The organism is Xenorhabdus littoralis, assembly GCF_033949345.1.
GTDB classification, from domain to species: domain Bacteria; phylum Pseudomonadota; class Gammaproteobacteria; order Enterobacterales; family Enterobacteriaceae; genus Xenorhabdus; species Xenorhabdus littoralis.
Genome location: NZ_VCDP01000027.1, coordinates 32501 through 48442 on the forward strand (window position 1 = coordinate 32501; position 15942 = coordinate 48442).

Here is a 15942-nt window from a genome sequence, read left to right on the forward strand (position 1 = left end):
ATCACATAAAGACCATAAAAAATGTAAAATGATTTTAAAAATTAATTTATATTTTAATTTTATATAATCCATCATTTATCTTATTAAAGAAAATATTACCTCCATTAAGCATATCCTTACTCAACCCCTAGCCCCATCATTTGCATCAAGCTCTGAGCCTGTTGAATAGCTTCTTGCCGATGCGTAATTCCCATTTTCTGGTACAGATTTCGTATATGGGTTTTGATAGTGGTCGCTGCTACATCCAACTCTGCGGCAATTTGATCATTACTGTAACCAGAATAAATCAACCCCAATACCTGCCATTCACGCTGGGTAAGCGGACTATTACGGATAAGTTCGGGCACATCTGGATGTGTGAGTAATTGCTCAACAAATGTTTCATCAAAATGAGCAAATTTATGTCGGTGCTGGCGGTTTATTTCCCGCAGGATACGCTGTGCCCGTTGCTGTTCCATCTCAGGCAAGATATTGAGTTGGATGAGCTGGCGCAATTGCAGAGCCATCAACTCCCCTTCAATAACAAAATGGCTGATGAACCCCGTGCGATTGGCCAGACTTAAGGCTTCCATCAAAACATCCTGCGCTTCTGCCTTACGTTCCAACTGCCAGTAAAGCAGGTTGCACAATAGAAGATTACGATTCAAATCACTGACTAGCGCCAATTTTCTCGCATATTCATTTAACATCTTCAGGATAGATTCGGCTTCATCATATTGACCCAGCAGGATTTGGGCACGGGCAATATTACGCCATTGGTTTTGATTGAAGTGGTTACAAAAACTTTCTGGCCGTTCGGCCTGTATCAACCATTGGGTCACAGAACTACTGTCCTCCAGACTCTGCCAGATGATGACACGTAGTTTGTCAGTATTCGTCCGCCAATCACGATGATAATGCCCATTATTCAGCAGGTTTTCACAGCGGGACAAATAACGGCGGGCATTATCAAGATCTCCACGGATCAAAGAGCATTTCGCCAGTTGAGTCAGACATTGCAATTGCTGCTGTGGCTGGAAATTGGACAGCACCTCCAATCCCCGACGAGCTACCTCTTCAGACTCATCAATACGCGCCCAGCACCACAGAAGCTGCGAACGGATCCTCAGCAAAAATTCATGCATCGGTAGCTGTTCCAAATGCTGTTCACGAATTAAATCAAATGCCTGACTCTGTGTATCATAAGCCGCCTGCAAATAACCTTGTGCCAGTAGAATCTCACTTTGTTGCAACAACGCCCATAAAGCATAGTGATAGACATGGCAAAGACGGGCAAGCTGCTCCGTTTGCTTCATCAGGGCCAACGCACTGACCAGTTGCCCATTACAGTGCAATACTTCCCCTTTCACCGACATCGCCACAATGCGGCCATATTGATTATCCGGCAACAGACTTTCCAGCGCCTTTTCAGCCAAAGCATCAGCATCAACAGGCCGTCCGTCATTAATTGCGACCTGTGCTCGCAGGGCATCAAACTCCGCCAATAACTCCGGCTCAATGGCTATCTGTTTCTGCTTTATTGATTGTTCTGCCTGATTCAATAATGCATTCACCTCATAATGGCGATGCTGGCTCTGGGCCAACCATGCTTGCAACAGAACCAAACGCGGACTTTCCAACAATTGTTCAAACGGCAGTGCATTCATGCACTCTTCCAGTAAAGACAATTTACTGTGATTAAACAGTTCCCAGGCATGTTGCAGTAAAATATCCCGCAACAATACGGTATCCCCAGCCGCAAGAGCATGATGAATTGCTTCCCCCGGATACCCTTGCATTAGCCATCCTTTCACTGCCGCCCGATGTAATTCTGGCAATTTTGTTGCCATTTCCCATTGGCAACGTTGGCGCAGAAATGAAGCAAACAAAGGATGAAAACAAAACCACTCACCGGAATCATCCATCCGCTGGATAAACAACCCTTGACGCTCAATATCCTCAAGTCGTTGCTGGCCGTTTTCTTCTCCTGTCAGGCAAACAATCAGGCCATCATTCATGGAACGCAGAATAGAACTATGCAGCAAAAAATCCCGGGTCGCTTGATCCACCCGGTTTAACACCTCGTCCACGAGGTAGTCCGCAAGATGAGCGGCGTTCATTCCAGAAAAGCGCTTTGCTGATATTTCAGCCTTATTACCCGATTGTCGGGCAGAAAGAGCAATAAGCTGCAATGCCGTTGCCCATCCTGCAACGTCTTCACACAACTGTCTGCAATTATCAGCATCTAATGGAACCGCCAATCGTCTGGCAAAAAATTGCTGAGTTTCCTGATGATCAAAAGCCAGCTGCTGACTATCAATTTCCAATAACTGTTCACGTACACGTAGATTAGCCACACCCAATGATGGCAAGTGGCGCGATAGGATCATCAGCGTCAAATTCTCTGGCTGATGACGGAGAAAAAAACGCATCGCTTCATGAATAAGGCCATTCACGATCAGATGATAATCATCAATCACCAGAAAAATCGGCTGTTGCCATTCATTGAGTTCAATAAAAAGCTGGGCAAATAATGCAGATAAACTGGCGTACTGATGCTTCTGAGCGAGTATTTCACTTTTCACACAATGCCCTTGTGTTGCCTGTTGTATAGCCGTAATCAAATAACTGGCAAAACGCTCTGGTTGATTGTCGCTGTCATCAAGGGAATACCAACCCAGATTATCCCGCCCAGCAGCCCATTGTGACATGAGGGTGGTTTTACCATACCCCGCAGGACTGGTTACCAACACCAGCCGATAATCCTGTGTCTCATTGAACTTTTCTAGCAAACGATCCCGCATGACCATATTATTCAGGCGAACGGGACGACTGAGTTTCGATGGGATAAGCATTAATTTCCTTCCCTCATAAGCAATGAATAAAACTGATACCAAAATTTTGTCCGATGCTATTGGCTCACTTACACCATTATCATTCATCAACGCTAACCAAATTTAGAGAAACGTCTATCTTTTGCAAACAACTTGATTAATTTCATTGTGTTAAATTGCACCCTGTCACATTCTTTGCTTGCAACCCTTCCATTTCTCTATGAAATTGCGAAAAGGTTCGAAAGAAATAGCTACGCCCTTGTACTCCTCCCTGCGAATATTTTCATAGGATGATGTTCCTCACCTTTCTAGCCGTCAGCATATCCCCTAAATACCTCCCAAATTTCCTTATTTAGTGACAGGGTAATAACGCCATGCAACTATCAATATTAGATAAAAAATCCACATCAGATAAAAAGTCCGAATTAGATAGGTCTCTCTTTAAAGCCGCTATTACACGCCAATGGCAACATTTCGGTCTTGGCTCCGCTCAAGAAATGACACCACATCAGTGGTGGCAAGCCGTTAGTACCGCTATTTCTGAATTACTTCCTCTTTCTATTGAGCAAAACCGTACTGCCCCGGCATCTGACAGCCTGCGCCATGTGAACTATATCTCAATGGAATTTCTGATAGGGCGTCTGACAGCCAACAATTTGTTGAATCTTGGCTGGTATGACGATGTGCAGGCTTATCTGGCAGAAGATGGCATTATTTTGAGTGACCTATTGGAGGAAGAAACCGACCCGGCATTGGGAAATGGAGGACTTGGACGGCTGGCAGCCTGTTTTCTCGATTCAATGGCGACGATCAATCAACCTGCCACAGGATATGGCCTGAATTATCAATACGGCCTGTTCCGCCAATCTTTTGAAAAAAATCAGCAAATTGAAACGCCCGATGATTGGGAGCGTGAGTCCTATCCATGGTTTCGCCATAATGCACAGTTAAAAGTTAACGTTAATCTTGGTGGTGAAATAGTTATAAATGCTGATGGCCATGAAACCTGGGTTCCCGCATTTACTCTGATTGGCGAGGCGTGGGATTTGCCAGTCATTGGATATAGGAATGGAGTCACTCAACCACTGCGACTTTGGCAAGCGACATACGATAATCCCTTTGATTTATCGCTTTTCAATGATGGGCAGTTCCTGCATGCCGAGCAGCAAGGTATTGACGCTGCCAGTCTGACTAAGGTGCTCTATCCGAATGATAACCATCAGGCCGGTAAACGGCTGCGCCTGATGCAACAATATTTTCAGTGTGCCTGTGCTGTGGCAGATATTTTGCGCCGCCACCAGCAAACAGGACGTAAAATAGAAGAACTGCCACGATACGAAGTTATCCAACTTAACGATACCCACCCGACTATCGCTATTCCTGAAATGATGCGCCTTTTGCTTGATGAATATCAGTTGGATTGGGAAACTGCATGGGAAATTACGGGGAAAACGTTCGCTTATACCAATCATACGCTGCTGCCAGAAGGCTTGGAACGTTGGGATGAGCATCTGATCAATGAACTTCTGCCACGTCATCACCGCATCATTAAGGAAATCAACCGCCGCTTTAAACAAACAGTAGAGCAAACCTGGCCCGGTAACCAACAAGTCTGGGAAAAATTGGCAGTTATCCATGATAATCAAGTCAGAATGGCTAACCTCTGTGTCGTAGCTTGTTTTGCTGTCAACGGTGTCGCGGCTCTGCATTCATCCTTGATCGTGACAGATCTATTCCCTGAATATCATCAATTGTGGCCGACAAAATTCCAGAACGTGACCAATGGGGTAACCCCTCGTCGATGGTTAAAACAGTGCAATCCGGCGCTTTCCTCATTGATTGACCAGACATTAAATCGCGAATGGATTAACGATCTGGATGCCCTCAAACAACTCGAACCTTATGCCGATGACACCTCATTTTGTGCTGCCTATCGCACCATAAAACAAGAGAACAAAATCCATCTGTCCAATTATGTGAATAGAATCATGGGGCTTCAACTTGATCCCCATGCCATTTTCGATGTACAGATAAAGCGTCTGCATGAATACAAACGTCAACATCTGAACCTGCTCCATATTTTGTCACTTTATCGACAGATTCAGGACAATCCGGAACTGGATATCCATCCCCGCGTTTTCCTATTTGGTGCCAAAGCTGCCCCCGGTTACTATCTGGCAAAAAACATCATTTCTGCCATCAGCCATGCAGCAGAAAAGATAAACCATGATCCGATCGTACGTGATCGCATAAAAATCGCGTTTATCCCCGATTATAACGTTTCCGCAGCGGAACTGATGATCCCCGCAGCAGATGTGTCGGAACAAATCTCCACAGCCGGAAAAGAAGCCTCTGGGACAGGTAACATGAAGCTAGCTTTAAACGGCGCACTCACCATCGGAACATTGGATGGAGCAAATGTTGAAATTGCTGAGCAGGTAGGAAACGACCATATCTTTATCTTTGGCAAGACGGTGGAAGAAGCAAAAGCCTTACTGAATAACGGCTATAATCCTCAAGACATACTACAGCATGATCCTCATCTAAAAGGCATACTGGATGCCCTTGCCAATGGCGAATTCAGCCACGGAGATACGCAGGCATTTGATCTCATGTTACATAGCCTGACTAACGGCGGTGATCCCTATTTAGTACTGGCCGATTTTGCCTCCTACTGCCAGGCTCATAGGCAAATTGATACTCTGTATCGTGACACTCAAAGTTGGACACGCAGTACGGTACTTAATACCGCCAGAATGGGTAAATTCAGTTCTGATCGCGCAATTCAGGATTATCAACAACGCATCTGGCTAACAAATAGGGATTGAGTATGGAAAACAAATGCCTCGATGATTTGGCAACTGAGGCTGGCATTACCAGCGAATATATTAATGCCTATGGAAAACTGCAAGCGATCCCCGCTGAAATCAGGCATCGGATATTGGAAGCCATGAATACTGATATACCGGTCAATAGACCGGTTTCTCACATACTGACATCCTCTATACCTAACGTTAAAGTCATTACTCAGGGACAGACAGTCACACTGCCTCTGAATGACGCAAACAGTTACCAATGGCAGATATATACTGAACAAGAGGAAACATTTCGTGGTCATTGCCAATATCAACTGACTCTGCCAACTAATCTCCCCTTGGGATATCACACGCTGACGCTGAGCACCAGAACAGAACAAGATTCCAACTCCCAACAACAATCTATGCAGCTCATTGTTGCGCCGGAACGTTGTTATGAGCCAGAAATTCTGATAAATGGCGAAAAACTTTGGGGCGCTTGCGTTCAGCTTTATACCCTGCGATCAGAAAATAATTGGGGAATCGGTGATTTTGGCGATCTGAGATATATGCTGCAAGAACTGGCACAACGTGGTGGCGCCTTTATCGGCTTAAATCCCCTGCATGCCATTTACCCGGCAATGCCCGAAAATGCCAGCCCTTACAGCCCATCTTCCCGCCACTGGCTCAATATTGTTTATATTGCAGTAAATCAGGTGGAAGATTTTAAGCATAGTGCTGAAGCTCAAATATGGTGGCAATTACCAGAAACACAGCTAAAACTCCAGCAAGCCCGTCAAGCAGAGTGGGTCGATTACACTACCGTAATGACACTAAAAATGTCCGCACTACGTCTGGCTTACCCGCAATTTAAGAGCCGACCTGATGATGATCCCCAATATATTGCTTTCCAGCAATTTGTGAACAAGGGAGGTAAAAATCTTTATTCTCAGGCGGCCTATGATGCGCTTCACCATAAACTACATGGAGAAAATAACACTTACTGGGGCTGGCCAGTATGGCCGGAAAAATACCGTGAATTTGATAGTGATGCAGTTAAGGAATTCTGCCACTCATATCCACAAGAAATAGATTTTTTCCTTTGGTTACAATGGCTGGCTGATTCTCAACTTGCCGAATGTTTCACAGCAAGCCAAACCAATCAGATGCCGATAGGCATTTACCGTGATCTCGCCGTAGGTGTGGCACAAGGCGGTTCAGAAACATGGTGTAACCGAAATATCTATTGCACTAAAGCATCCGTGGGAGCACCACCTGATATTCTGGGGCCTTTGGGGCAAGATTGGGGACTTCCGCCAATGAACCCCCACGTATTAAAAATTCAGGCCTATCAACCTTTCATTGAATTGCTGCGGAGTAATATGCGTCATTGTGGTGCATTGCGCATTGATCATGTGATGGCTCTACTCCGGCTTTGGTGGATACCACAGGGTGAAACTGCCGATAAAGGTGTCTATGTCCACTATCCGGTTGATGATTTACTGGCAATACTGGCACTGGAAAGCCAGCGCAATCATTGTTTGGTCATTGGCGAAGATTTAGGAATTGTACCGGAAGAAATTATCGATAAGTTACGGGACAGAGGCGTTTATTCCTATAAGGTATTTTATTTTGAACGCAATGAACGAGGAAAATATCGTTCTCCCGATGAATATCCCATACAAGCTATGGCAACCATTACTACCCATGACTTACCCACTTTACGTGGATTCTGGCAAAACAGGGATCTGACATTAGGTGAATCCATCGGCTTATATCCTGATAAAGCGCTGCTTGCTGAATTATATGCTGAGCGAAGACACTGTAAACAAGCGTTATTAGACGGTTTAATCCGCCACGGTTATCTATCTGAATCAGATAAATCACCTCAAGAGCCTAAAGAGAGTACTCTATCCGCATTGCAGCAAACCACATTACCAGAGCAAACAGAGCCGCCCATGTCGGTCGCTATCAATCAAGGTGTACATTGCTATACAGCCCATAGCAACTGCGCTTTATTAGGATTACAACCTGAAGACTGGCTGGATATGACACAACCCGTCAACATTCCGGGCACAACTGAGGAATATCCCAACTGGCGACGCAAACTCACCGTCACATTGGAAGCCATGTTTGCGGATGCACATATCAACCAATTGCTGCAAACAGTAAGCGAGCACCGAAAACAAGTCTTATAATCCATAGAACCACCAGCCATAGAACCACCAGCTATAGAACAATATCGATGGTGGTTCATCTTTAGCGCAACCAGCAAGCCGGCATTGAAAACACCATCTCCTTCTGGAAGGATTCTCAGGAGAAATAGGCTATGAAATATCGTGATCATGATGCAACAGTGAGCAAAATGATACGTAATGAACTCGCATTTGCAGATGCCTATCTCAGAACAGTATTTGATGTGTTGAATAAATGATGTGTTGAATAAAGAGGGAAGCAAAGCCGCTTTAATATGATGACCATTATTGTAAACTTTATGTCAGCTTACTATGCCAGAACCTTACTATTCCAGTAAGGTTCTGGCACTGATAGGCATTAACCAGCCATCAACCTTTCACACCTCCCGATGTCAATCCACCAACCAACCAGCGTTGTGCAAGTAAGAAAACTGCAGTAATGGGAATGGCAGAAAGCACCGCAGCGGCTGCAAAATCACCCCAGAGATAGTTTTGCGGATGAAGGTATTGCTGCATTCCGACTGCCAGCGTGTAATTATCTACGTCCCGTAACAACAGAGATGCAACCGGTACTTCGGTAATAACGCCGATAAAAGATAGGATAAACACGACAGCCAGTATTGGTACAGAAAGCGGCAACAGTATTAGACGGAAAACTTGCCACGATGTTGCTCCATCCAGCATGGCTGATTCTTCCAGTGAGCGATCTATCGTTTCAAAATAGCCTTTGATCGTCCATACATGCAGGGCTATTCCTCCCAGATAGGCAAAAATCACACCACCATGAGTATTGAGACCAAGAAAGGGAATATATTCTCCCAGTCGATCAAATAAAGCATACAGCGCCACCAACGAGAGCACAGCAGGGAACATCTGAAAAATCAGCATACTTTTAAGCAAGACACTTTTTCCACGAAAACGCATACGGGCAAAAGCATACGCACAGGTTGTTGATAGCGCGACAATCCCCGTGGCTGTTATAAACGCGATTTTTATGGAATTCCATAGCCACAACAACACAGGGAATGGTGGTGAGGTAATCCGTCCATCCGGGGATTCCACGCTGTAACCCAATGCCAATTTCCAATGTTCCCACGAAATAGTATCTGGAATCAGACTACCAGTAGCAAAGTTTCCCGGCCGTAAAGAAATGGCAACGACCATTAGCATCGGGAACAAAATCAAGGCAATAAAACTCAGAATCAAAGCATGTGTTGCCCATACTCGCCACCGCTGCGATTTGGATTGCACCATCGCCATATCCTTTTCTCCTCAATCAAATTTAATACGGGTAGTTTTCAGATTAATGATGGCTAATGCCCCCACCAGCAAGAAAATCAACGTAGCGATTGCCGCTGCCAGACCAAAATCCTGTCCGCCTCCTCCTTCAAAAGCGATACGGTAAGTATAACTGACTAGCAGATCGGTATAACCCGCAGGGGTTGTCGTACCAATATGGTCAGGTCTTCCATTGGTTAGTAACTGAATCAAAACGAAGTTATTGAAGTTAAAAGCGAAGCTGGCAATCATCAACGGAGTCAATGGCTTAATCAGCAAGGGAAAGGTAATTTTGATGAAGTTCTGCAATGGCCCTGCACCATCAATTGCCGATGCCTCATAAAGATCATCAGGAATTGCTTTTAACAACCCCATGCAAAGGATCATCATGTAAGGGTAGCCTAGCCACGTATTCACGATAATCAGCATGGTGCGTGCCAATGTCGGGTCTGTAAACCAACCCGGCTTCAGTCCAAACAATCCATTAAGCACCAAGTTAATTTCACCGAAACTCTGGTTAAACAATCCCTTAAAAATCAGAATGGAGATAAACGAAGGAACAGCGTAAGGCAAAATCAACAGCACCCGGTAAATTGCTCTTCCTTTAATGGATTCCCACTGCACAATACAAGCGAGCACCATACCCAGCGCAACAGTCAATATCACTGTCAGCAGCGAAAAGACCACAGTCCAGACAAAAATCGACAGAAAGGGCTTTTGGATACCCTCATCTTGTATCACCCGCAAGAAGTTTTTCCAGCCAATGGAAACCGTAAAGCCCGGACTTAACGTTTCCTTAGTCCATTCCCCTTCAGCATTAATGGATTGATAGAACCCTATATCCATATTCGGTCGGTAGTGTATACCCGTTTGTTTATTCGTTAGCGTAACTCCGTCTTCCCCGAGAGAATAAAGAGGGTGTATAGCGGAAAACTGTCGCAGAGAACTCATTCTCAACTTACTGCCATCGGGAAGGACTGCTACCAATTGGCCTAATGATTGTCGATGTTGGGTGATAATACGTAATGTCGCAGCATCACTTGCAATATTTTCTTCCTGAGCAGATAGAGGCAGGATAATTTCTTCTTTTTCAGTCAGTTCAGGAAAAGAAAAAGGTGCGGAGACCAATAATTGCCCACTATCAGGAGTATTAAGCGCCAAAATCCATTGTTCGGATGCAGGATAAAGCTTGAAATTAACGGGCTGTCCTGCCTGATATTGTCGGCTCATTAACACCGTCTGAGCACGTTCAAACGTTAATTGGTTGGTATTGCTATAGTTCGTAAAAGCGATGGCAATCGTACAAATCAGTGGAAACAGTATAAATAATCCTATGCCAGCAATTCCTGGGTAGGTATAGCGCCAAACGTAAGCTTTACGGTTGGCAAAAACATAAATACCGCTTCCCAGTAATACCAGCGTTAACATAGCAAACAGGTATTCTCCCTGCACATACATCAACACAACCAGATAACCGGTAAAAAGCAGGCATAAACCTACAGCAGACCATTTCAGGGCAGGATGCTGCCACCATACTGTTTTTTCTAATGTCGCTGACATCTTGCACTTCCTGTTACGATTTCTCGTGATTAAATTCCCGTGATTCAATTCCCGTACTACTGAGGCTCCTTTGGATTCAGGAGCCTGTCATTCAGTTATTTCGTCATCCTCGCTTCAGCATCATTAAGAGCTGCATCAACCGTCTGACGACCGCTGATCGTATTAAGGACTGCGCTGCGCATGGCGTACCAGAAACTACTCATTTGAGATATATTCGGCATAATTTCTCCTTTCTGGGCGTTTTCCATCGTGGCAGCAATACGTGGATCTTTCGCAAGAATCTCCTGATAGGATTTCAGAGCCACCGCTCCCAGCGGTTTATCTTGATCCATCATTGTCAGTCCATCATTAGTCAGTAAATAATTCTCCAGAAATTCTTTCGCCAATTCTTTATTGGGACTAGCCGCATTAATACCCGCAGTTAAAATGCCAACAAACGGCTTGGAAGGTTTTCCTTTGAAAGTAGGTAAGAGCGTAACGGCATAGTTAATATTGCTTTTATCAATATTCGACCACGACCACGGGCCATTGATTGTCATCGCCGCTTTACCTTTATTAAATGCGGCTTCGGCAATGGAGTAATCAACATCTGCACTAATGTGTTTATTTTTGACTAAATCTACTAAAAATTGCATTCCCGCTTTGGAACCTGCGTTATTCACCCCGCTATCTTTAACGCTATAAGTGCCGTTTTCTGCCTTGAAAGCATACCCACCATCCGCCGCAATCAACGGCCAAGTGAAATAAGGTTCTTGCAGATTGAACATGATTGCGCTTTTATTTTGCTTTTTCAGCTCATTATCCAACGCCGGAATTTCTTCCCATGTTTTTGGAGGAGATTTGATTAAATCTTTATTGTAGATAAGAGAGAGTGCTTCAACTGCGACAGGGTATCCCATTAACTTTCCGTCATAACTCACGGCATCCCATGTAAAGGGGAATAATTTATCAATGAAAGCCTTATCTGGCGTGATTTCAGCTACCAATCCTGATTGGGCATAACCACCAAAGCGATCGTGTGCCCAGAAAATAATATCCGGCCCATCCCCGGTAGCAGCAATTTGGGTATATTTTTCTTCCAGTTTATCAGGATGTTCAACAACAACAGGTATGCCCGTTTCTTTTGCGAATTTTTCACCGACCTGAGCCAACCCGTTGTAGCCTTTATCACCATTAATCCAAATCACCAGTTTACCTTCCTCCAGCTTTGCAAAAGCTGGCGCAGACAATATCCATGTCGTTAAAACGGAAAGCATCAAAGTACGGCTACCCACTTTCAAAATTTTTTTAGTCATCATTCCGCCCTTTTTATCATTTATCAGTTCAGGATGAATTTCTTCATTGCCTATTTATTCACTGTATGGCTAAAAATGGTTCCCAGTGTGCAATCAACATGAAAAAGACTCATCCTCCCCTGTTCTACGCCTCATCCCAAATGAGTGTGAGCCAGCTTACAAAAATAATTAAAATCATAACGTTAACACCAAGATGACATCGTTTTTTGTGACTTAATTCACATCTTATCTGGTAGTTTATCCTTCCCTTCCCTAACCACATTAATCTCGTCATCCTAATTCCTCCCCCATAAAAAACTCTGGGATGGAGGATTCTTATACTTGTTATTTTGTACACAATTCTGCCATCAGTTTTTCACGCAGTTTCTCACTACGGTAAATAGGTAGCGAACAGAAAACTGAGGTGGCACATCCGAGGGAGAGAATAAATGTCCAGCGTCACATTCCGCAATGTATCTAAATCGTACGGTGAAACAATCATCTCCAAAGATCTCAATCTTGATATTCAAGAAGGAGAATTCGTCGTATTTGTTGGCCCGTCCGGGTGTGGGAAATCAACGCTATTAAGGATGATCGCAGGATTGGAAGACATCACATCCGGTGATTTATTCATGGCAGGGAAACGCATGAATGATGTTCCACCAGCAAAACGCAGTGTCGGAATGGTTTTTCAATCCTATGCGTTGTATCCCCACCTTTCTGTTGCAGACAACATGTCATTCGGCATGAAACTGGCCGGAGTCAAAAAAAACGATATTAAAAAACGAGTGCAACAGGTTGCGGAAACACTCCAACTTGCCCATCTGCTGGATCGACGTCCCAAGGCGCTATCCGGTGGCCAACGCCAGCGTGTCGCTATTGGTCGAACGCTGGTTGCTGAACCTAATATTTTTCTGTTGGATGAACCTCTTTCCAATCTGGATGCAGCACTTCGGGTACAGATGCGAATCGAAATTTCACGTCTGCACAAGCGACTACAACGTACGATGATCTATGTGACTCATGATCAAACCGAAGCCATGACGCTGGCAGATAAAATTGTGGTGCTCGATGGTGGCAATATTGCCCAGGTTGGTAAGCCACTGGATATTTATCACTATCCCGCCAACCGCTTTGTTGCAGGCTTCATTGGATCACCGAAAATGAATTTCTTGCCGGTCAAAGTATCCGCCATAGCTGTCGACCAAGTACAAATTATCTTACCCAATGGTCAACTTGTTTGGTTACCTGTTGAAAGTAAGGGAGTCTCTGTTGGTAGTAATGTCTCTTTAGGGATCCGTCCTGAGCATCTTTTGCCTAATGACGTAGCGGATGTTACGTTAGAGGGGACAGTACAGATCGTGGAACAACTGGGGAATGAAACCCAGATACACATCCGCATACCTGCCATTCATCAAAACTTGGTTTACCGCCAACCTGATATTGTTCTCGTGGAAGAAGGCGCTAATTTCACTATCGGATTAGCTCCCCATCGTTGTCACCTTTTCCGCGAAGACGGAACCTCATGTCAGCGTCTACATAAAGAGCCCGGAGTCTAAATCTGCGGCTATCGAAAATAACAGGAGAATCATTATGCGTATATTGTCTCTCTCATTGGCCATGATAACTGGTCTGCTATCTATGCAGGCTGCCGCTGTCGACTTTCACGGCTATGCCCGTTCAGGCATTGGCTGGACTGGAAGTGGTGGCGAACAAAAATGTGCCCAAGCTACAGGAGCTCAGAGTAAGTATCGCCTGGGTAACGAATGTGAAACCTATGCGGAACTTAAACTAGGGCAAGAATTATGGAAAGATGGCGACAAACGTTTCTACTTTGATACAAACTTAGCCTACTCCGTTTCCCAGCAAAAAGACTGGGAAGATACTAAGCCCGGTTTCCGTGAAGTAAACGTCAAAGCAGACAATATTATTGATTGGCTGCCCGGTTCAACACTGTGGGCTGGTAAACGTTTCTATCAGCGACACGATGTCCATATGATCGATTTCTATTACTGGGATATTTCCGGACCTGGTGCCGGTTTGGAGAATATCGACCTTGGTTTTGGTAAATTTTCTCTCGCTGTAACCCGTAATACAGAAGAAGGAGGCTCATTCGGTTGGGAACGTAAGGCAATCCCAACCTCAAATGATGTTTTCGATATACGACTAGCTAATCTGCCTGTCAATGCTGGCGGAACACTGGAACTTGGCATTGATTATGGACGTGCTAATGCACGAAAAGGATATCAGCTTGATAAACGAGCATCCAAAGATGGTGTGATGCTGACTGCCGAACATACCCAAAGTATGTTAGGTGGCTTCAACAAGTTTGTCTTACAGTATGCAACTGACGCAATGGCTTCCAACAATAATGGGCGTTCCGAAGGTGCCAGTATTAATAATGACGGACACATGCTTCGCATTCTGAATCACGGTGCCATCAGTCTCACAAATAAATGGGATCTCATGTATGTCGCCATGTATCAGGATATAGACCATGACAATAACAACGGCAGTACATGGTATACCGTGGGTATCCGTCCAATGTATAAGTGGACACCGATAATGAGCACATTGATGGAAGTTGGCTATGACAATGTGAAATCTCAACGTACCAAAGAAAGCAATAATCAGTACAAAATTACCCTAGCCCAACAATGGCAAGCCGGAGACAGTATTTGGTCACGTCCTGCAATTCGTTTATTTGCTACCTACGCAAAATGGGATGAAAAGTGGGGCTATGACAACGGCGTGGCTTACCGTGATACATCAGCACGCCAATTCAGTCGTGGTAATAGCGATGACGTTATATTTGGTGCCCAATTTGAGGCTTGGTGGTAATGAAAACAAAATTGCTTTCACTCTGTCTCAGTGCTCTGATCTGCAATATGCTTCCTGCTGTGAGTTATGCCACATCAGAGAGTGCGGTGCTTGATACAGCCTCATCTGTAGCACCCAATATTATCGCGCCTAATTTATCTCAGTCGGCTTTGCAAGCATTACAGTGGCAACCCGTTAACACTCATGCTACTCAGACTATTGACCTTAATGGTACGTCACAAAAGCTTAATAGCGGAGATATTCGTGGAGCGATAGCTGCATTTGCCTTGCCAGCTAATCAAGGATCATTGGAAATTACGCTGAACAGTTTGATAAAAGATAAACAGGTATATGCACCGAATGTTTTGGTGCTGGATGAGCAACTCCGTCCTGCCGCCTTTTATCCGAGCCACTACTTTCGCTATCAGCAGCCGGGTATTATGTCCATAGACAGGCTCGAAGGCGTGTTAAAGCTGACACCGGCATTAGGACAGCAAAAGATTTATTTGCTGATTTATACCACTCACACCGATTTGCAAACCTCGACAGAAATGGTTGATCCAGCAAAAGCTTATGCTCAAGGGATAGGCAATGCTGTTCCGAATATTCCTGACCCAATTGCTCGCCATACTGAGGCAGGTACATTAACGCTAAAAGTGAAATCAGAACGCGATGCGGGCAATATTTTGATTGGTCAGGTATTTTCTACACCATCACAACAACCAGTCACCGTTGGTTCTACACAAGCAACATCTACATCACCGATAAAAACAGCTCCAGTGGCTATACCGCAATCTACGCTATCCACTGAGAAACCAGTATTAAACGATACCGAAAAGTATTTCAATGACGCCATTAAGAAAGCAATCAACAATGGTGATATTGATAAGGCTTTGAAACTTTTGAATGAAGCTGAACGTCTCGGTTCTCCGACAGCAAGAAAAACTTTTATCAAGATGATAAAAAACAAAGAGTAATACTCATTCACACAGAATTATTCGTAAGATTTCATATTTAATTTAAGAGCCTAAAGGAATAGGCTCTTATTAGGCGAATCCAAGTGAGAAAACTTCATCCCCGTCTCTGTAAGCTTTTATTACATTGAGTTACCGGCATCATTTTCACTTAAAATCATCCAGAGTGCTTTTTTTATTCAAATAGCTTTTGATTTTTCCGTAGGATCTGTAAACAGAATAAACAATCACTG

The 15942-nt window shown here is 44.3% G+C and carries 9 protein-coding genes; 5 read left to right on the forward strand and 4 right to left on the reverse strand.

From position 1 onward, the window contains the following. Window positions 1-116 precede the first annotated feature (116 nt). On the reverse strand, window positions 117-2834 hold the full coding sequence (gene malT / locus FE394_RS08630) for an HTH-type transcriptional regulator MalT (protein ID WP_319925986.1): 2718 nt from the start codon (window positions 2832-2834) through the stop codon (window positions 117-119). 353 nt (window positions 2835-3187) lie between these two features. On the opposite strand from malT, the gene malP reads away from it, so the two are divergent. After that, window positions 3188-5641 carry a maltodextrin phosphorylase gene (malP, locus tag FE394_RS08635; RefSeq protein ID WP_319925987.1) on the forward strand — a complete coding sequence of 818 codons (2454 nt, stop codon included), beginning with the start codon at window positions 3188-3190 and terminating at the stop codon, window positions 5639-5641. 2 nt (window positions 5642-5643) lie between these two features. Further along, window positions 5644-7806 carry a 4-alpha-glucanotransferase gene (malQ, locus tag FE394_RS08640; RefSeq protein WP_319925988.1) on the forward strand — a complete coding sequence of 721 codons (2163 nt, stop codon included), beginning with the start codon at window positions 5644-5646 and terminating at the stop codon, window positions 7804-7806. Between the two features lie 366 nt (window positions 7807-8172). Here the strand turns inward: malQ and malG are convergent, their stop codons facing one another. The 3 genes from malG to malE form a co-directional block, all read right to left on the reverse strand. Further along, window positions 8173-9063 (reverse strand): maltose ABC transporter permease MalG, encoded by an 891-nt coding sequence (gene malG / locus FE394_RS08645; protein ID WP_319925989.1) that lies wholly within the window; start codon window positions 9061-9063, stop codon window positions 8173-8175. A 12-nt stretch (window positions 9064-9075) separates the two neighbouring features. Further along, on the reverse strand, window positions 9076-10641 hold the full coding sequence (gene malF, locus FE394_RS08650) for a maltose ABC transporter permease MalF (RefSeq protein ID WP_319925990.1): 1566 nt from the start codon (window positions 10639-10641) through the stop codon (window positions 9076-9078). Between the two features lie 95 nt (window positions 10642-10736). Further along, window positions 10737-11936 carry a maltose/maltodextrin ABC transporter substrate-binding protein MalE gene (gene malE, locus FE394_RS08655; protein ID WP_319926008.1) on the reverse strand — a complete coding sequence of 400 codons (1200 nt, stop codon included), beginning with the start codon at window positions 11934-11936 and terminating at the stop codon, window positions 10737-10739. Between the two features lie 428 nt (window positions 11937-12364). Here malE and malK point away from each other — a divergent pair, with 428 nt between their 5' ends. The 3 genes from malK to malM are packed head-to-tail and all read left to right on the forward strand — an operon-like array spanning window position 12365 to window position 15712. Next, the gene (gene malK / locus FE394_RS08660; protein WP_319925991.1) at window positions 12365-13474 is read left to right on the forward strand and encodes a maltose/maltodextrin ABC transporter ATP-binding protein MalK; all 1110 of its coding nucleotides are present in this window, start codon (window positions 12365-12367) and stop codon (window positions 13472-13474) included. A gap of 34 nt (window positions 13475-13508) precedes the next feature. After that, window positions 13509-14756, forward strand: a complete 1248-nt coding sequence (locus FE394_RS08665; RefSeq protein ID WP_319925992.1) for a maltoporin — start codon at window positions 13509-13511, stop codon at window positions 14754-14756. Continuing rightward, window positions 14756-15712: a maltose operon protein MalM gene (gene malM / locus FE394_RS08670; protein ID WP_319925993.1), complete on the forward strand. Its 957-nt coding sequence runs from the start codon at window positions 14756-14758 to the stop codon at window positions 15710-15712. Before FE394_RS08665 ends, malM begins: the two co-directional genes overlap by 1 nt. The last annotated feature ends 230 nt before the right edge of the window (window positions 15713-15942 follow it).